Below are 18,381 nucleotides of genomic sequence, written 5' to 3'. Positions count from 1 at the left end.
GCTCCGGACGACCGGATCTCGGGCAGATTACAAAGGATGAGCAAAGTTGGCGAATCGGGGCGCGTGTGACCGCGTGTGAAGGGTGGGAGGACGCGGCCGGGATGGGCCGGGCACCGCGGCGCGTAGAATGGAGTGCTGCCGCTTTTCTGCGGCGACTCTCCTGAAACCTCACGCAAGGTAACCCGCATGCCCATCTCCACCCGCGACGACCTCCGGAACGTAGCGATCGTCGCCCACGTCGACCACGGGAAGACGACGCTGGTCGACGCAATGCTCTGGCAGTCCGGGGCCTTCCGCGAGAACCAGGACGTCGACGACCGGGTCATGGACTCCAACGACCTGGAGCGCGAGAAGGGCATCACGATCCTCGCGAAGAACACCGCCGTCCGGCACAACGGGCTGACGATCAACATCATCGACACCCCGGGCCACGCCGACTTCGGCGGCGAGGTCGAGCGCGGGCTGTCCATGGTGGACGGCGTCGTCCTGCTGGTGGACGCCAGCGAGGGGCCGCTCCCGCAGACCCGGTTCGTGCTGCGCAAGGCGCTCGCCGCGCGGCTCCCGGTGATCCTCGTCGTGAACAAGACCGACCGTCCCGACGCCCGCATCGACGAGGTCGTGGACGAGACGTACGAGCTGTTCATGGACCTCGACGCCGACGAGGACCAGATCGACTTCCCGATCGTGTACGCGTCCGGCCGGGCCGGGCGGGCGTCGCTCGACAAGCCCGCCGACGGGGAGATGCCCGCCAGCGCCGACCTGGAGCCGCTGTTCCAGGTCATCACCGAGACGATCCCGGCGCCGTCCTACGACCCGGACGCGCCGCTGCAGGCGCACGTGACGAACCTGGACGCCTCCAGCTACCTCGGCCGGATCGCGCTGTGCCGCGTCCACGCCGGGACGATCAAGAAGGGCCAGCAGGTCGCCTGGTGCCGGCACGACGGCAGCATCGAGCGCGTCAAGATCACCGAGCTGCTGATGACGGACGCGCTCACCCGCAAGCCCGCCGACGACGCGGGGCCGGGCGACATCATCGCGATCGCCGGCATCCCGGAGATCATGATCGGCGACACCATCGCCGACCCCGACGACCCGCGCCCGCTGCCGCTGATCACCGTGGACGAGCCCGCGATCTCCATGACCATCGGCACCAACACCGGGCCGATGGCCGGCCGCGAGAAGGGCACCAAGGTCACCGCCCGCATGGTCAAGGACCGCCTCGACCGCGAGCTGGTCGGCAACGTGTCGATCAGGGTGCTGCCGACCGAGCGCCCGGACGCGTGGGAGGTGCAGGGCCGCGGCGAGCTGGCCCTCGCGATCCTCGTCGAGAACATGCGCCGCGAGGGCTACGAGCTGACCGTCGGCAAGCCGCAGGTCGTCGCGAAGACCATCGACGGCCGGAAGCACGAGCCGGTCGAGCGGCTCACCGTCGACATCCCCGAGGAGCACCTCGGCGCCGTCACGCAGCTCATGGCCGTCCGCAAGGGCCGCATGGAGCACATGACGAACCACGGCACCGGCTGGGTCCGGATGGAGTTCCTCGTCCCGGCGCGCGGCCTGATCGGGTTCCGCACCGAGTTCATGACCGAGACGCGCGGCACCGGCATGGCGCACCACGTCTTCGAGGGCTACGAGCCCTGGTTCGGCGAGCTGCGCACCCGCCCGTCCGGGTCGCTGGTCGCCGACCGCGCGGGCGCCGCCACCGCCTACGCGATCACGAACCTGCAGGAGCGCGGCACGTTCTTCGTCGGGCCGGGCACCGAGGTGTACGAGGGCATGATCGTCGGGGAGAACTCCCGTGCCGACGACATGGACGTCAACATCACCAAGGAGAAGAAGCTCACGAACATGCGGTCGTCCACCGGCGACGAGCTGGAGCGGCTCACCCCGCCGCGGATCCTGTCGCTGGAGGAGGCGCTGGAGTTCTGCCGCGAGGACGAGTGCGTCGAGGTGACGCCCGCGAACGTCCGCATCCGCAAGGTCGTGCTGGACGCCAAGGAGCGCGAGCGCATGCGCGCCCGCACCAAGCGCGCCGGCTGACCCGCCGGCGAGCGGCCTGAGCGCGAAGGAGGCGGCCCCGCGGTTCCGAGAACCGCGGGGCCGCCTCCTTGCATGCGGGTCACTTCAGCTGGACGGTCCCCGTCACGTCGGCGGCCAGGCGGAGCTGGTCGCCGTCGCGGAGAGGCGCCTCCACGCCGCGGGGGAGCCGCTCGCCGTTGACGAACGTCCCGTTGGTGGAGCCCTCGTCCCGCACCCAGGCCGTGCCGGACGGGTCGAGCCAGACCGTCGAGTGGCGCCGCGACACGTTGTCGTACTGCGTGAACGTGGCGGCCACCGGCGACTGGCCCGCGTCCCGGCCGAGCACCAGGTGCTGGCCGACGGACACCTTCAGCTCGCCCGTGGGGAACTGCACCCGCAGGACGGGCGTGCCCTGCTTGGGCAGGGGGCGCAGGCACGAGTCGCACTGCGCGGCGCCCGGGTTGCTCAGCACCGCCTCGCAGTACGGGCACATGAACGCCGTGCTGTCGGGGGCGGGGGGACGCTGGCCCTGGTTGTGGTCGGGCGGCAGCAGCGTCGCCTCACGGCCGTGCGGCGGCAGCGGCGGCCCGCCGTGCTGCGGCCCGCCGTGCGGGGGCGCGCCGTGCGGGGGCTGCCCGTGCTGCTGGGGCGGCGGGCCGAACTGGTGGTCCGCCGGGCCCGGCTGCGGCGCGCCGTACTGGTCCTGCTGCGGAGCCCCGTACTGGTCCTGCGGGGCGCCGTACTGCTGCTCCTGGGGAGCGCCGTACTGGGCCTGCTGGGGGGCGCCGTACTGGTCCTGCGGGGCGCCGTACTGCTGCTCCTGAGGCGGCGGGTACTGCGGCTCGCGCTGCCCGTACTGGTCGCCGCCGGGCTGCTGCGGCTGCGGCGCTCCCCACTGGTCCTGGGGCTGCTGCGGCTGCGGCGGCCCCCACGGGTCGGCGGGCGGCTGCTGGTGCTGCATCGGCGGCTGGCCCCCGTGCTGCGGCCCGCCCGGCTGGGGGGCGCCGTGCTGCGGCTGCCCGTGCTGCGGCTGGCCGTACTGGCCGGGCCCCGGCTGGCCGTGCTGCTCCTGCCCCTGCTGGGGCATGGGCGGACCCCACGCGTCCGGCTGCTGCTGCTGCGGCGGGCCCCACGGGTCCTGCGGCTGCGCGGGCGGGCCCGGCTGCTGGTGCTCCGGGGCCTGCTGCCCGTACGGGTCGTGGGGCTGCGGCGGCTGCCCGTACTGCCCGCCGGGCGGCGGACCGCCGTACTGGCCGCCCGGACCGGGCGGCTGAGGGACCCGCGGCTGCTGGTCGTCGTACCCGCCCGGCGCCTGCCGGTGGGCGCCGCCCCCGCCGCGCGCCAGGTTGGCCCCGCAGTTCATGCAGAGCAGGTCGCCCTGCTGGTGCGGCTCACCGCAGACAGGACAGTTCAAGGTCGCCATGACACATCCCCCGAGCGCACGCCGGCGCGGTCGAGCCTCGACGTCAGGTGCTCCATGTCACCCCTTCGCGGGATCCCGATGTAGTACACCCGCCTTCCCTCCGGCCCTTCGTCCACGGACACCTGTACTCGGGGCCCTGTTCCTTCTCCAGTCTTCCCGACGCCGGCCAGTGCCCCGTACCGTTCGCGCCCCAGCGGGGACAGCGGCACGACACGCTGGTTGGCCGACCCCCTCCAGAGTAGGGAGCCGCCGCCGGGGTGTCGCCCCCCCGGATTCAACCGGTCTACGTACGGTCCCGTGATCACGGCGTCGCACAAGTCCAGGATCTCGCGGGTCGCGCCGCTGCGGGCGAGCCGCGAGTAGACATATCCGCTGTAAACCAAGATGTCCAACTCAATCGTCTCACGGCCGGGGGTCTCCCGCCACGCGCGGACACCGCGCAGCAGGGCCGCCAGCGCGGCCGGCTGCTCGAACGGCTCACCACCGGAAATGGTCACTCCGTCCACCGGACCGGGCAGGGACGCGAGCCATCCTAAAACGGTCTCGACGGGCACGGCGCGGCGCGGGTCGGCGTCCCAGGTGTCGCGGGACAGGCAGCCGCGGCAGTGCAGCGTGCAGCCCTGCGTCCAGATGCCCGCGCGGGTTCCGGGGCCGAGTGCGGTCACGGGGTAGTGCGCCTTGGCGAGCAGCAGCGACGGACCGGTGCCGCCCCCGCCCGTCATCGGAGGTCCAGATGGACGATGCTGCCCTCGCGCCGGACGCCCGTCACCGTGATCTTCTCGTCCGGGACGAGCTCCCGGTCGAACAGGGCGCGCGCCAGCGGGTTGACGAAGTACGACTCCAGCGCCATGCCGATGCCGCGCCCGCCCTTGTCCAATTCCTCGGTGCACCATTCGCGGAGCGTCGACAGCGCGTCGCCCTTCACCGCGAGGGAGAGCCGGTGCTCCTCGGCGACGCGGCGGCAGATGTTCGCCAGCTGCAGGTCGAAGATCTTGTGCGCGGCGTCGCCGGAGATGAAGTCGAACACGACGATGTCGAACACGACGATGTTGTCGCCGAACCGGTTGAGCAGCTCCGGCCGGTTGAGGACCTCGGTGAAGTGGTCGGCGACGGCGCCCTTGATGCGCTGCTCGACCTCGTCGTACGGCATCCCGGGTGTGATGTTCTGCACACGCTCGGGCGCCCCGTACGGGGACGCGTCCCGCGTCGTGAGGTCGCGTCCCGGGACGTACATCCCCAGGTTGGACGTGAAGATCAGGATGGACTCGGAGAAGTGGACGGTGTTGCCGCGCCCGTCGGTGAGCCGGCCGTCCTCCAGGATCTGCAGGAACTTGTCCAGGATCCGCGGGTGCGCCTTCTCGATCTCGTCGAAGAGGATCACCCGGAACGGGTCCTCGCGGACGGCGTTGGTCAGCTCGCCGCCCGCCTCGTGCCCGACGTAGCCGGGCGGGGACCCGATCAGCCGGTCGCCGGACCCCTCGCCGGAGAACTCGCTCATGTCGAAGCGCAGGTAGGCGGACTCGTCCCCGAACACCAGCTCGGTGATCGCCTTCGCCAGCTCGGTCTTGCCGGTGCCGGTCGGGCCGGCGAAGAACAGCACGCCGCGCGGCCGGCTCCCGGACCGGGTCGCCTGCGCCCCCGACAGGCCGAGCACGGCCCGCTTCAGGATGTCCAGGGTCTTGGTGACGGCCTGCGGCTGCCCGATCACCCGCTCCGGGACGCGCTTCTCGCCCTCCAGCACGCGGCGGCGCAGATGGCCGCGGCTCCACGGGTTGTCGAGCACGCCGAGCTTGTAGGTGCGGACGGCGTCCGGCAGGTCGGTGAGGCCGACGCCGCGCTCCTTCGCCAGCCGGGTCACCTCGATCATCGACTGCAGCGTGAGCCCGTCGGCCTGCTCGGCGAACGCGTCGCAGGCCGCCGCGGCCGCCTCGTCCTGCCCGATGTCGGTGACCCCGAACGCGCGGGCCAGCAGCCGCGCCGTCTCCTGCCGGTCGCCGAGATGCGGGCGCGGGATCGTGATCTCGCGGATGGTCTCGTTGTCGGTCGTCAGCCACGGCGGCAGGTCGCCGGGCCGCTCCACCAGCCAGATGATCGGGTTGTAGAGCGGCTTCGGCCGCGCGCCCGGCACCCGCACGGGCCGGGCGCTGCGCGACAGCCGCGCGCAGAACCGGAAGAAGTCGCGCTCGGCCGGCTCCAGGTCGGTCGGGGTGCGGGCGATCCGGGACGCCGAGTCGATCACGAACGCGGCGCGGACGTCCTCCTTCGGCCGGGCCACCGCCGCCAGCAGCCGCGTCAGCCCCTCCAGCGAGGGCTTCTCGTCCGCCTTGATCTTGCCGAGCAGCCGCTCGGCCGCCCGCGCCGAGTCGCCGTCGCCGGTCCCCGGGATGATCTGCAGCCCGTCGACCGGGTCGTAGACGGCCATGAAGGACGCGCCGCTGGAGCGCAGCGCCTCCCACAGCAGGGCGCGCAGCGGCAGCAGCCCGGTGGGCGCGCCGCCCTCCGCCGGCGGCGTGAGGAAGCTGTCGTACAGGTTCCCCGACAGGACGTACTGGGAGTGCACGGAGAGGGTCGCGTCCAGCTCGCGGACGAACGGCGGCCACCCCTGGAGCCGCCCCCCGAGAGTCGGCGATTCAATGCTCATCTGTGCTCCCCTGCGGTGGGGCGGCGCCCCGCGTCCCCCGGTCCGCTTCGCTCATCGCGGGCGCGCCCCCAGTCCATTCCACGTCCCCCGGCACCTCAGTTATGACGTTCGCGGTGGCGCTCGCGTTGCCCCGCGCGCGCCCTAGTCTGCCGCGGCCGCGCCGAAACTGGCAGCTCACGCACTCCGGGCTCCAGCCGCCAGGACACGTCCGAGCGGATCCCGGCGCCGGCGAGGCGCTCCCGCGCCGCCTCGAACGCCGCGCACCACTCCCGCTCCCGCTCGACGTCGACCCGCCGGTCGTCCTCGCTCTCGGCGGGCCGCTCGCGCACCATCGACGCCCGGACGTGCGCGGCGTCGTCGACCCGCATCCGGACGCTGTGGTCGGGCCAGGCGCCCTTCGTCAGCGTCACGGTGCCGTCCTCGGCGGTCAGCGTCTCGAACCCGGCGTGGACCTCGTACCCCATGTCCTCGAACGCCGCGGTGATCGAGTCGAGCACGTAGCGCCGCTCGGCCTCGGCCTGCTCGGCGGCGTCGCGCTCGGCCGCCCGCCGCCGCTCCTCCGCGCGGCGCTCCTCGGTGCGGCGGTTGGCGGCCTGGATGCGCAGCCGCACCTCCTGCAGGACGCTCTCGGCCTCCTCCGCCGTCCCGGCGCCGGAGAGCAGCGCCGCCGCCTCGGCGACCGCGCGCCGCTCCTCGTCCGCCGCGTCGGGCAGCAGCCGGGTCATGATCCTTTCGAGGTCGCGCCGCACGTCGCCGGCTTCGGCGGGCGGCGGCGCGCTCTTCCCGGCGCCGGCCGCCAGGCCCTCGGCGGGGACGGCGAACAGCTGCGCGCTGACCTGGGCGGCGAGGTGCTCGGACAGCCGCCGCTCCGCCTCGTCCAGGGCCCGGTCGGCGGCGGCGCACCAGGCGGTCAGCTCTTCGGCGCTCTGCTCCCCGGGCGTCCACTGCTCGGGCAGCGCGACGTCCGCGCCGATCTTCGCGCGCGTCTCGGCGAGCGCCGCGATGCGCGCGTTGCGCTCCACGACCTCGCGCAGCGCGCGCTCCTGGGACTCGACCTCGGCGAGCGCCGCCGCCCGTGCCTCCGCCCTGCCCGCGGCGAGCGCCGCGAGGGCCTCCGCGCCCCGCCCGGCCGCCCCGGCGCCGCGCCCGAGCAGGCGGTTCATGCCCAGGCTGAGCACCACCGCCGCGTCGAGCGCGATGTCCGCGTCGATCCCGCTGCTCAAGGAGTGCCTCCGATCGTGCGTGCCTGCCGCCAGCGGTGCAGCCGCACCCCGGCCGCCACGGCGTGCGCGGCGGAGGCGGCGATCATGAAGAGGACCCAGAGCAGGCTCGCGACGGACGTCAGCGCCGCGAGCAGGAGCAGCAGGAGCAGCAGCGGGACCGTCACGGCGATCAGCACGAGGCCGCAGCCGCGGCGCCCGGTCCGCTGCGCGGCGCCCGACATCGTCTGGGACGCCTTCGAGAACCCGCGGCCGCTCGCGCTGAGGACCCCCGACAGCATCGACCACGGGCCGTGGGGCAGGTAGTCCTTGCCCTGCACGCGCGCCAGCAGCACCTCGCCGCCGCACTGCACCGCCCAGGCGAGCAGCGACACGGCGGCCAGCGCGCCGAAGGAGAAGCCCGACGCGGAGCCGTGCAGACCGACGGACGCGGTCCCGTCGTCATCGCCGCCGCCGAACAGCGAACCGACGACCCAGCTGCCGGCGAGCCAGAAGAACAGCACGGGCAGCGTCCACAGGACCGCCTTGAGCGTGGCGGCGCCGCGCCCGGCGAGCCGCTGCCGCTCCCGCTCCGCCTCCCGGGCGCGCAACGCCTCGGCGCGCTGCTCCTCGCTGCGCCGCTCGCGCGCCCGGGACTCCGCCTCGACGACGGCCTCGGGCGCCGCGCGCGTCACCGCGAGGAGCCGCAGCGGGTCGTCGCCGGCGCCGTCCGCCATCCAGGTGAACCACGGCACCGGTTCGGACACCGCCTCGCGCGCCCGGGCCGCGCCCTCCGCGATCAGCCGGTGCGTCTCCGCCGGGCGCGCGGCCAGCGCGAGCAGCGCCAGCAGCACGGCGGGCGGCTCCTCCGCCCCGGCGTCGGGCAGCCGCCGCGCCGCGCCCGGCGGCACGGCGTCCTGCCCGCGCAGCCAGCGGACGAGGTCGTTCCACGCCGCCGCGTGGGCGCGCCACTGGTCGTCGATCCGGGCGAGCTCCCCGGCGTCCTCGAAACCGGCCAGCACGTGCAGCAGATGGTGCTCCCACAGCGCCCGGCCGATGAGGACGGCGGTGCGGTGGTCGGGGTGCCGGTGGTCGCCGGCCAGCGCGGCGAGCCCCGGAAGGTCGTCGCCGGTGACCCGGCGGCCGAGGAAGTGCGGCGGGAGCGCCGGATCCAGCCACCGGACCAGGTGCAGCAGCTTCACGTCGGGCGGCAGCCGCGTCATGAGGTAGCCGTCGATGAGACCTATGCGGCTGTCGTCCGGGATGTCCGCGAGCCATTCGCGCAGGCTCCGCCATGCCTCGCCCGACTCGCCGCGTCCGAAGAAGTACTGCGCGGCGTGGTCCCAGTTCTCGACGAGCGCGCGCGCCAGCTCGTCCCTTCGCGTGTAGCGGCGGCCCCTGAAGGGGAGGCCGTCGCCCGCCTCGGCCTGCGGGCTCTCCTCCGCGACGGGCGGCGAGCCTCCGTCCAGCCACTCCTGGACCTGCTCGCCGGACCACCTCTTGCGCGGATCGCGGGTCAGCAGCCCGCGGCACAGCGTCCGCAGCCGCGGATCGGGGACGTCGTCCGCGCCGACCGGGCGCGTCGCCAGATGGTCGACCACCACGGTCTCGCTCAGGCCCTGGAACGGCGCCCGCCCCGTCGCCAGCTCCCGGACGATCATGCCGAGCGACCACCAGTCGCGGGCCGGCGACACCTGCCCGGACAGCGACTCCGGCGCGGCGTACGCCAGCGTCCGCGACGACGACGCGAACACCACGCTCTGGTCGAGGACCTTGCTCAGCCCGAAGTCGGCGATCGCCACGCGCACCGGCTCGGTCGCCGTGACCAGCACGTTCTCGGGTTTGAGGTCCCGGTGGACGATGCCCGCCCGGTGCAGGGCCGCCAGCCCCGCCGAAAGCTGCGCCGCGATCTCGCCGACCGTCTCCGCGGGCAGCGGGCCCCGCCCCGTCAGCGCCCGCAGGTTGCCGTCCGGCACGTACGGGGTGACCTCGTAGTCGCGCCCGTCCGCGTGCCCGGTCTCCAGGATCCGCAGGACGTGCGGCGAGTCGAGCGCGGGCAGCTTCGCCCAGACGTCCCGGTCGGCGCGGTAGCCGCGGCGGAAGATCTTCACCACGTACTCGCCGCCGGCGGCGTCCCGCACCAGCAGCAGGTCCGACTCGGCGCCCTGCACCGGCAGCTCCGCGACCGTCGTGTACCGCTCGCCGAGCACCGCCGGCAGCCGCATCAGCGGATCGCCGCCGGCCGCCGTGCCGTCCCGCGTCGTCTCCGCGGCCGCCCGGGGCCCGGGAACGCGCGCGTCGTCGCGCCGCGTCGCCCCGGCGTCCCGCCGGGTGTCCCGCGGCGGCGTGCCGTCGAACTCGCCCACCAGCAGCCCCGTCTAGCTCTTGTCCTTGATGACCCGCAGATACTCGGCCTGCTTGAACCGCACCACCACGGCCTCCACGAAGATCCGCACGAGCAGCATCTGGACCAGCCAGATGAGCGGCGTCGCGACGATGACGATGAGCCCGCCCAGCCAGAACCGGGTCGAGACGAGCGTCCAGAGGCCGAACAGCAGGATGCCCAGGCACTCCAGGGAGATCAGCATCAGCGACAGGACGTAGACCGTCTTCGCGAGCTTCGGGGTCACCAGGGCGTTGAAATCGGTGTCCAGCAGCGCGGCCAGCAGCCCCTTCTCGGCGGGCTCGGCCGGGGCCCACGGCTGCGGCCCCGTCCCTGGGCCGCCCGGACCCGGCGTGCGCGGGCCGGGGACGTTCGGCTGCGGACCGGGCTGCGGACCGTACGGGCCTCCGGCCGGATCGGGCGCCTGCGGGCGCGGTGGGTGGCCGGGGTCCGAAGGATTCGTCATCGCCGTCGTCTCCAGTGTCGGGCCTACACACAGACTCTAGAGCCTGCGCCCGCCCCGCACCCGGAGCGGCCGCGCGGTCGGCCGGGACGGGTCGCGCGGAGCGCGCGGGCGGCGCCCGGGCGGTGCTGTACGTTGTGGGGAGGCCGCGGGTCGGCGGGACCCGGCCGTGCGCGGCGGGACCGGATCGGATGAGCGCGGCGGGTACCGGTGATGTCGGATTGGCTTCTAGTGATCGTGCCGCTGCTGCTCGGCTCGGCCCTCGCGGCCGGCGGCGTCCACCGCTACCGCGCGTCCCGCGCGTTCCTCGCCGCGGCGCACCGCGTCCCGGGGATCGTCGCCGGGGTCCATCGGACCTCGACCACCGACTCCTACGAGTACTTCCCGGTGCTGCGCTTCCGCACCTTGGACGGCGCCGACATCGAGACGGTCGGTGAGACCCGGGCCGGCTCCTACGAGCTCTTCAGGCTCAAGGGCTACCAGGTCGGCGTCCTGTACGACCCGCGCGACCCGCGCAAGGCGCGCATGGACACCTCGTCCGGGCGCGCCCTCGCGGGCTCGGCCGGAATGGTGGCCGCCGGCTGCGTGTTCGCGGCCATCGGGATCGCGTCCCTGGCCGCCCACCTGGCGTGACGCGGGACGGGACGAGAGACGGTGATCGCGTTCGTGCTGCCGCCGGCGGGGTTCGCCGCCGGGCTGCTCATGGCGCCGATGGCGGCGCCGTACGTCGGCGGCGTCCCGCGCCGCCGCCGGATCCTGATGGGCGCGGCCACGGCCGTCCTGTTCGGCGTGCTGGGGTGGCGGCCCGGAGCGGACCCGGTCCTCCCCGCGCTGCTGTACCTGGCCGCGGTCGGCGTCCTGCTCGGCTTCATCGACGTCGAGGTCAAGCGGTTGCCGGACCGCTTCACGCTGCCGTCCTACGGCTTGGCGGCGGCGCTGCTCGCGGTGGCCGCGCCGTTCACCGGCGACGGGCCGCAGCGGTTCGGGCACGCGCTCATCGGCATGGCCGCGCTGTTCGCGCTGTACTTCGCGCAGGCGCTCATCGTCCCGTCCGGGATCGGGATGGGGGACGTCAAACTGTCCGGCGTGCTCGGTCTCTACCTCGGCTGGTTCGGCCGGGACGCCTGGGTGCTCGGCCTCCTCGCGACCTACCTCCTCGGCGGCCTCGCCGCCGCCGGAATCATGATCGTCCGGCGGACGCGCAAGGGCGAGTTCCCTTTCGGCCCCTGCATGCTCGCGGGGGCGCTCGTCTCCGTCCTGGCGTTCGCGGCCGCCTGAGACGTCACTTGCAGAGCTTCTGGCCGCCCTTCACCCCGCCGCCGATCCTGTTGATGGCGGGCGGCGCGAGACGGACGCCGTTCGCGCCGATGACGAGCCGCACCCCGCCCTCCGGCGCCTGCGCGTCCGGGGTGAGCAGAGCGTCGGGGACCTCCCGTGCGAGCGCCGAAGCCTGCTGCTCCGCCGCCGGCGAGTAGACGAGGCGGCTCTCCGCCGCGGCGGCGCCCTTCTCGACCTTCTTCGCGACCTTGTAGCCGCGCCGCTTGAGCTGCGTGACGACCCGCTCGACCAGCTTGTCCTTGCCGCCCGCATCGACGACGGTGACGTGCACCTTGCCGGGCGCGGGCGGCGCCGGCTGGGCCTTCACCGGCTTCGCCGGCTCGGCGGGCAGCTCGCTGTCGTGCTGGATCGCCTCGAACAGCGGCTTCGCCAGCTCCTGGTTCCACTGGACGCGGTTCGGGTCCGGGGCGTAGCGCTCCACCGGGACGGTCACGAACCGCACCTGCCCGGCGCTCATCCCCTTCAGGCCGTCCGCCAGCTTCCGCATCGCCGCCAGGTCGAGGTCGTCGTCGGTGGTCATCGACTTGGTCGCGGCCTTGAGGAACTTGTACGTCTTGGCCGGATCCGTGAGGACGGAACTGCTCGTGGCCTTGTCGACGACCGACGCCATGAACTTCTGCTGCCGCTCGATCCGCTCAAGGTCGGAGCCGTTCCCGAGCGAGTAGCGGGCCCGGACGTAGCCGAGCGCCTGCTCGCCCTTCACGGTCTGCTTGCCCGCCTTCAGGTACAGCTCGGCTCGCGGGTCGTTCACGGGTTTGTCGACGCAGATCTCCACGCCGCCCAGCGCGTCCACCATCCGCTTGAACCCGGCGAAGTCCACCTGGACGAAATGGTCGATGTGGATGCCGGTGAGCGACTCCAAGGTCTTCCACGTGCACGTGGGGCCGGCATACGCGAACGCGGCGTTCAGCATCCCGAACTGCGCTGGAACGGTCCCGCCCTTCTCCTTCCTGCACTCGGGGATCTTCACCATCGAGTCGCGCGGGAAGCTGATCCCGATGGCCTGGTCGCGGTTCGGCGAGAGGTGCAGCAGGATCGTGGTGTCCGACCTCGCCCCCGACAACCCCGCCGCCGCGCCGTAGCGCGCGTTCTCGCCTTCCCGGGTGTCGGACCCGATCAGCAGGATGTTGAGCGACTTGTTCAGCTTCTTCGGCCGGTTCGTCCCGAGCTTGTCGCTGACGTGCTCCTGCTCGATGCCGCCGACGAGGTCGTGGTAGAGCCAGGCCGCCCCGCCGCCCCCGAGCAGCATGACGACGACCGCCCCGATCGCGACCCGCCGCAGCACCTTCCGGCGGCGGCCGCGCTTCCTGCCTCCACCGCCCTCACCGGCAGCGGGCGTGTCCGCGGTGGGGGAGGAGCCGCCGTCGGCTCGCTCCGCGCCCTCCTCGCCCTCCGACGCGCCGTCACTCGGATCGGAAGTAGGCCCGGCCGAGGCGGCACCCGACTCGCCGTCCTCGCCGGCGGCGGTTTCTCGTTCTTCGGAAGTTCCTCGTTCTTCGGAATCCGTACCGCCTTCGGAATCCGTACCGCCTTCGGAATCCGTACCGCCGCCGTCCTGGCCGGACTCGGCCGGAGCAGCGTCCTCGGAGTCGCCGCCGTCCGGCTTTGCGCCGCTCTGGGCGGGCTCGGGGGCTTCCGGGGCGGTGTGGGCGGCCTTGTCCCCCGCGAGATCGTCGCGGCCGGGGTCTTCGTCGCTCATAGGTCACGTCTCGGACGGGCCCCGGTGGGGGCGGGCGGTTCAGGGCGATTGATCATTCTATGGATGCGGCGGGGCGCGCGGGGAGCGGGAGCATCCCCTAGTTGGATGCTCGACGTGTCTGTTCTGTTGACAGAACCGGGAAATTGTCCGCGTCCGGATCGGGCCGTCCCGCCGTCCGACCGGCCGCCGCGGGCCGGCGGGTGATCCAGGGTGCGGCGACCGTGCGGTCATTCCGTAGCGCGCTCATCTCGATTCCGCTGTGCCATAACAACTGGTTATGGGCGGCGGACCGTGCGGCGGGCCTGGGACGGGGCTAAAGTCTGTGGTCAGGCTCACATGCGGGTCTGGCTGTTATGTATGTCACAGCTCCCGGCAGGTGGCGTAGGGTCGCTTCGCTGGAAGCGCACACGAGGCGTCACCGCCCGCTTGCGGCACCGGCCCGCGGCCGCCGGAGCGGCGGCCCCCGCCGGGACGCATGGCCACGGCTCACGGCGCGATCGCGCGATGGGGCCGGCGGCGGGGCGCGGCGCCCGCATGGTGCGCGCGGACCGTGGTACGGGGACACGACGACCCGAGCTCAGGAGAGCGATCGATGAGCACTGTGGAGGCGCCGTCCAGGACGCGCGCCCAGATCAAGGAACGAACCCTCCGCAAGGACAACTGGCGGCTGTACCCCCTCAGCATCTTCGTGATCTTCACGGCGTGGGTGGTCTACGCGACCGTGCGGGCATTCTGGGGCTCCGCGTTCTACGTGCCGCAGTACCACTACCTGACGCCGTTCTACTCGCCGTGCCTGAACGAGATCTGCAACAACGTCACGGTCGACGGGCACACCGGCGACGCGGCGGAGTTCGGGACGTTCCTCCCGGCGGGCACCCGCGGCTGGATCCCCTTCGCGGCCGTCTCGCTGCCGTTCCTGCTGCTGTTCCGGCTGACCTGCTACTACTACCGCAAGGCGTACTACCGGTCGTTCTGGGCGTCGCCGTCGGCGTGCGCCGTGAAGGAGCCGCACGGCAAGTACACCGGGGAGCGGCGCTTCCCGCTGATCGGCCAGAACCTGCACCGCTACTTCTGGATGGCGGCCGTCCTCATCTCCCTCATCAACACCTACGACGCGATCCGCGCGTTCCACGGCAAGGACGGCGGCTTCGGGATCGGGCTCGGCACCGTCATCCTGGTGGTGAACGTGATCCTGCTGTGGCTGTACACGCTGTCGTGCCACTCGTGCCGGCACATCGTCGGCGGGCGCCTGAAGAACTTCTCCAAGCACCCCCTCCGGTACCGGATGTGGGGCTGGGTGTCCAAGATCAACGAAAGCCACGGCACGTACGCGCTGATCACGCTCGGCACGCTGGTGGTGGCCGACGCGTACATCGCGCTCGTCGCGGGCGGCGCCTTCAACGACCCGCGAATCTTCAACTGAGGCCAAGGAATCATGACTGAGATCGAGAGGCACTCGTACGACGTCGTGGTGATCGGCGCCGGCGGCGCCGGGCTGCGCGCGGCGATCGAGGCGCGCCTTCAGGGCAAGAAGACCGCGATCATCTCCAAATCGCTGTTCGGCAAGGCCCACACGGTGATGGCCGAGGGCGGCGCCGCCGCCGCGATGGGCAACGTCAACGCCAACGACAACTGGCAAGTGCACTTCCGCGACACCATGCGCGGCGGCAAGTTCATGAACAGCTGGCGGATGGCGGAGCTGCACGCCAAGGAGGCCCCGGACCGCATCTGGGAGCTGGAGCTGTGGGGCGCGCTGTTCGACCGCACCAAGGACGGCAAGATCAGCCAGCGCAACTTCGGCGGGCACGAGTACCCGCGGCTGGCGCACGTCGGCGACCGGACGGGCCTTGAGCTGATCCGCACCGCCCAGCAGAAGATCGTCGCCCTCCAGCAGGAGGACAAGGCCGAGTACGGCGACTACGAGGCCAGGCTCAAGGTGTGGGCCGAGACGACCGTCACCCGCCTGCTCAAGGACGCCGACGGCAAGATCTGCGGCGCGTTCGGCTACGTCCGCGAGACCGGCAGGTTCGTCGTGTTCGAGGCGCCGGCGGTGGTGCTGGCGACCGGCGGCATCGGCAAGGCGTTCAAGGTCACGTCCAACTCGTGGGAGTACACCGGGGACGGGCACGCGCTGGCGCTGCTCGCCGGCGGGACGCTGCTGAACATGGAGTTCGTCCAGTTCCACCCGACGGGGATGGTCTGGCCGCCCTCCGTCAAGGGCATCCTCGTGACCGAGTCGGTCCGGGGCGACCGCGGCGTCCTGCGGAACTCCGAGGGCAAGCGGTTCATGTTCGACTACATCCCCGAGGTCTTCAAGGACCAGTACGCCACCACCGAGGAGGAGGGCGACCGCTGGTACGACGACCCCGACAACAACAAGCGGCCCCCTGAGCTGCTGCCCCGCGACGAGGTGGCCCGCGCGATCAACTCCGAGGTCAAGGCGGGGCGGGGATCCCCGCACGGCGGCGTGTTCCTCACCGTCGTCGACCGGATGCCGGGCGGCGCCGCCGAGATCGTCAAGCGGCTGCCGTCGATGTACCACCAGTTCAAGGAGCTGGCCGACGTCGACATCACCAAGGAGGCGATGGAGGTCGGCCCGACCTGCCACTACGTGATGGGCGGCGTGGAGGTCGACCCCGACACCGGCGCGGCGAAGGTCCCCGGCCTGTTCGCGGCGGGCGAGGTGTCCGGCGGCATGCACGGCTCCAACCGGCTCGGCGGCAACTCCCTGTCGGACCTGCTGGTCTTCGGGCGCCGCGCCGGGCTCGGCGCGGCCGAGTACGTGGACGCCCTGGCCGCGCGCCCGGCCGTCCCCGAGGCCGAGATCGAGGCGGCCGCGACCGAGGCGCTCGCGCCGTTCGAGCGGGAGGGCGGCGAGAACCCCTACGCCGTGCACGCCGAGCTGCAGCAGACGATGAACGAGCTGGTCGGCATCATCCGCCGGGAAGAGGAGCTGAAGCAGGCGCTGGAGGCGCTCGGCAAGCTCCGCGAGCGGGTCGCGAACGTGAGCGTCGAGCCGGTCGCGGTCGGCGACGGGCGCGGCTACCACCCGGGCTGGCACCTCGCGCTCGACCTGCGCAACATGCTGCTGGTGTCGGAGGCGATCGCGAAGGCGGCGCTGGAGCGGCGGGAGAGCCGCGGCGGCCACACCCGGGACGACTACCCGGCGATGTCCGCGGAATGGCGGAAGATCAACCTGGTCTGCTCGCTGGCCGGCGACCCGGCGTCCCCGCACGTGGAGCTGACCCGGCAGCCGCTCGCCCCGATGCGCGAGGACCTCCTCGCGCTGTTCGACAACGACGAGCTGAAGAAGTACCTGACGCCCGAGGAGCTGCCGAAGGCCCTGGCCGAGGAGGTCAGGACGGAGGAGGCGGAGGCCGCCGCGGGGTCGGGTGCGACCGCCGCCGCGGACGAGGAGGAGAGCGACCGATGAGCTACGAGGCCAAGTTCCGGGTCTGGCGCGGCGACGAGGGCTCCGGTGAGCTCACCGACTACACCGTCGAGGTGAACGAGGGCGAGGTCGTCCTCGACATCATCCACCGGCTGCAGGCCACGCAGGCGCCCGACCTCGCCGTCCGGTGGAACTGCAAGGCGGGCAAGTGCGGGTCGTGCTCGGCGGAGATCAACGGCATGCCGAAGCTGATGTGCATGACGCGGATGTCGACCTTCGAGCCGGACGAGACCGTCACCGTCACCCCGATGCGGACGTTCCCCGTCATCCGCGACCTGGTGACGGACGTGTCGTACAACTACGAGAAGGCGCGGGAGATCCCGTCGTTCGACCCGGGCGACGCCGAGCCGGGCGAGCTGCGCATGCAGCAGGTGGACGTCGAGCGCTCGCAGGAGTTCCGCAAGTGCATCGAGTGCTTCCTGTGCCAGAACGTGTGCCACGTCATCCGTGACCACGAGGAGAACAAGAAGGACTACGCCGGCCCCCGCTTCCTGATGCGGATCGCGGAGCTGGAGATGCACCCGGCCGACCAGGCCGACCGGCGCAACATCGCGCAGGACGACCACGGCCTCGGCTTCTGCAACATCACCAAGTGCTGCACCGAGGTCTGCCCCGAGCACATCAAGATCACCGACAACGCCCTGATCCCGATGAAGGAGCGGGTCGTGGGCCGCAAGTACGACCCGGTGGTGTGGCTCGGCAGCAAGCTCGGCATCGTGAAGAAGGGCCAGGACACCCCGTCCGCCTGACGTCCCCCCGACGGTTCTCGCGAACGTCCCCCGCCGCCCCGCGCGACGGGGGGCGTTCGCGTTTCCGCCGCTTCCGCTGCGGGGGCGGCGCTCTGGCATGCGGCGCCCCCGGAACACGGCGGGCGGCGTGCCCCCGGACCGCCGCCCGCCGCCCCCGCCGTTCCCCGAGGACACCGCGGACGCCGGAAGGCCGTCCGGTCGCGCACGCCGCGACCCACCCTGGCGCACGCGCGGCCGCGCGAGTAGGGAATAGTGCACATAACGCGAGATTGAAACGTGATTCTTTCCCGGGAGGCGGCCGGCGGGGAATCCCTTTAGCGTGGAGTTCATGAGCCCCCTCGAACCGGGTTCGTTCCTTGCCGACCTCACCCCGGCGGAACGCGCGGACCTGGAATCACGCGGCCGCGTCCGTGACTTCGCGCGGGGGGACACGCTGTTCACCGAGGGGGAGGAGCCCGGCTGGGTCGCGGTGCTGCTGCGCGGCAGGGTGAAGGCGTTCTCCTACCACGAGCAGGGCGGCGAGGCGCTGCTGGCGGTGCGCGGGCCCGGCGCGGTGCTCGGCGAGGTCGCCGCGATCGACGGGCAGCCCCGGTCGGCGTCGGTGCAGGCCCTCGAACCGGTGCGGGCGCTCGCGGTCAGCGCGGACGAGTTCATGGCGTTCCTGCAGTCGCACGGCCGCGTCTCCATCATCATCATGCGGATGCTGTGCCAGCGCTGGCGCGACGCCGACCGCAAGCGCGTCGAGTTCGGCATGTTCGACGCCACCGGGCGGGTCGCGCAGCGGCTCGTCGAACTGGCCGAGCGGTTCGGGGTGCCGCACCGGACGGGCACCGGCGAGGAGAGCGTCCGCATCACGCTGAACCTGTCGCAGGAGGAGCTGGCCGGCTGGGTCGGCGCCTCCCGCGAGGCGGTCAGCAAGGCGCTGCGCACGCTCCGCCGGCACGGCTGGATCGAGACGGGCCGGCGGCGGCTGATCGTCCACGACCTGCAGGCCCTGCGCCGCCACGCGCGGTAGG

The 18,381-nt window shown here is 72.7% G+C and carries 14 protein-coding genes; 7 read left to right on the top strand and 7 right to left on the bottom strand.

Features of this window, described 5'->3' with window-relative positions:
• Positions 1-186 precede the first annotated feature (186 nt).
• Positions 187-2,040 carry a translational GTPase TypA gene (gene typA / locus ABTW95_RS05775; RefSeq protein WP_396446586.1) on the top strand — a complete coding sequence of 618 codons (1,854 nt, stop codon included), beginning with the start codon at positions 187-189 and terminating at the stop codon, positions 2,038-2,040.
• Positions 2,041-2,119: 79 nt separating this feature from the next.
• On the opposite strand, the gene ABTW95_RS05770 is transcribed toward typA, so the two are convergent.
• The 6 genes from ABTW95_RS05770 to ABTW95_RS05745 form a co-directional block, all read right to left on the bottom strand.
• Positions 2,120-3,442, bottom strand: coding sequence for an FHA domain-containing protein (locus ABTW95_RS05770; RefSeq protein WP_500224991.1), 1,323 nt, complete (start codon positions 3,440-3,442; stop codon positions 2,120-2,122).
• Positions 3,430-4,164, bottom strand: coding sequence for a 4Fe-4S single cluster domain-containing protein (locus ABTW95_RS05765; protein ID WP_500224988.1), 735 nt, complete (start codon positions 4,162-4,164; stop codon positions 3,430-3,432). Before ABTW95_RS05765 ends, ABTW95_RS05770 begins: the two co-directional genes overlap by 13 nt.
• The gene (locus tag ABTW95_RS05760; protein ID WP_500224986.1) at positions 4,161-6,083 is read right to left on the bottom strand and encodes an AAA family ATPase; all 1,923 of its coding nucleotides are present in this window, start codon (positions 6,081-6,083) and stop codon (positions 4,161-4,163) included. The genes ABTW95_RS05765 and ABTW95_RS05760 overlap by 4 nt, the downstream gene beginning before the upstream one ends.
• Before the next feature lie 95 nt (positions 6,084-6,178).
• The gene (locus ABTW95_RS05755) at positions 6,179-7,306 is read right to left on the bottom strand and encodes a response regulator receiver protein (protein ID WP_500224982.1); all 1,128 of its coding nucleotides are present in this window, start codon (positions 7,304-7,306) and stop codon (positions 6,179-6,181) included.
• Entirely contained in the window at positions 7,303-9,648 is a 2,346-nt protein-coding gene (locus ABTW95_RS05750; RefSeq protein ID WP_500224978.1) for a serine/threonine-protein kinase, read from the bottom strand. The genes ABTW95_RS05755 and ABTW95_RS05750 overlap by 4 nt, the downstream gene beginning before the upstream one ends.
• Before the next feature lie 12 nt (positions 9,649-9,660).
• Positions 9,661-10,131, bottom strand: coding sequence for a DUF4282 domain-containing protein (locus tag ABTW95_RS05745; protein WP_500224975.1), 471 nt, complete (start codon positions 10,129-10,131; stop codon positions 9,661-9,663).
• A 210-nt stretch (positions 10,132-10,341) separates the two neighbouring features.
• Between ABTW95_RS05745 and ABTW95_RS05740 the strand changes: the two genes are divergently transcribed.
• Positions 10,342-10,761 carry a DUF3592 domain-containing protein gene (locus tag ABTW95_RS05740; protein ID WP_500224972.1) on the top strand — a complete coding sequence of 140 codons (420 nt, stop codon included), beginning with the start codon at positions 10,342-10,344 and terminating at the stop codon, positions 10,759-10,761.
• A 21-nt stretch (positions 10,762-10,782) separates the two neighbouring features.
• On the top strand, positions 10,783-11,406 hold the full coding sequence (locus ABTW95_RS05735; RefSeq protein ID WP_500224969.1) for a prepilin peptidase: 624 nt from the start codon (positions 10,783-10,785) through the stop codon (positions 11,404-11,406).
• Positions 11,407-11,410: 4 nt separating this feature from the next.
• Here the strand turns inward: ABTW95_RS05735 and ABTW95_RS05730 are convergent, their stop codons facing one another.
• Positions 11,411-13,165, bottom strand: coding sequence for an LCP family protein (locus tag ABTW95_RS05730; RefSeq protein WP_500224966.1), 1,755 nt, complete (start codon positions 13,163-13,165; stop codon positions 11,411-11,413).
• A gap of 592 nt (positions 13,166-13,757) precedes the next feature.
• On the opposite strand from ABTW95_RS05730, the gene sdhC reads away from it, so the two are divergent.
• The 4 genes from sdhC (at position 13,758) to ABTW95_RS05710 (ending at position 18,380) form a co-directional block, all read left to right on the top strand.
• Positions 13,758-14,588 carry a succinate dehydrogenase subunit SdhC gene (gene sdhC / locus ABTW95_RS05725; protein ID WP_396446596.1) on the top strand — a complete coding sequence of 277 codons (831 nt, stop codon included), beginning with the start codon at positions 13,758-13,760 and terminating at the stop codon, positions 14,586-14,588.
• A gap of 12 nt (positions 14,589-14,600) precedes the next feature.
• Positions 14,601-16,598, top strand: coding sequence for a fumarate reductase/succinate dehydrogenase flavoprotein subunit (locus tag ABTW95_RS05720; RefSeq protein WP_396446598.1), 1,998 nt, complete (start codon positions 14,601-14,603; stop codon positions 16,596-16,598).
• Positions 16,595-17,365, top strand: a complete 771-nt coding sequence (locus ABTW95_RS05715; protein ID WP_396446599.1) for a succinate dehydrogenase/fumarate reductase iron-sulfur subunit — start codon at positions 16,595-16,597, stop codon at positions 17,363-17,365. The genes ABTW95_RS05720 and ABTW95_RS05715 overlap by 4 nt, the downstream gene beginning before the upstream one ends.
• Positions 17,366-17,693: 328 nt before the next feature.
• Entirely contained in the window at positions 17,694-18,380 is a 687-nt protein-coding gene (locus ABTW95_RS05710) for a Crp/Fnr family transcriptional regulator (RefSeq protein WP_396446601.1), read from the top strand.
• Position 18,381 lies beyond the last annotated feature (1 nt).

Source organism: Spirillospora sp. NPDC127506 (assembly GCF_040302145.1).
GTDB lineage: Bacteria > Actinomycetota > Actinomycetes > Streptosporangiales > Streptosporangiaceae > Spirillospora.
The sequence above is the reverse complement of the archived record's forward strand: the minus strand, read 5'-3'. Positions and strand labels throughout refer to the sequence as shown.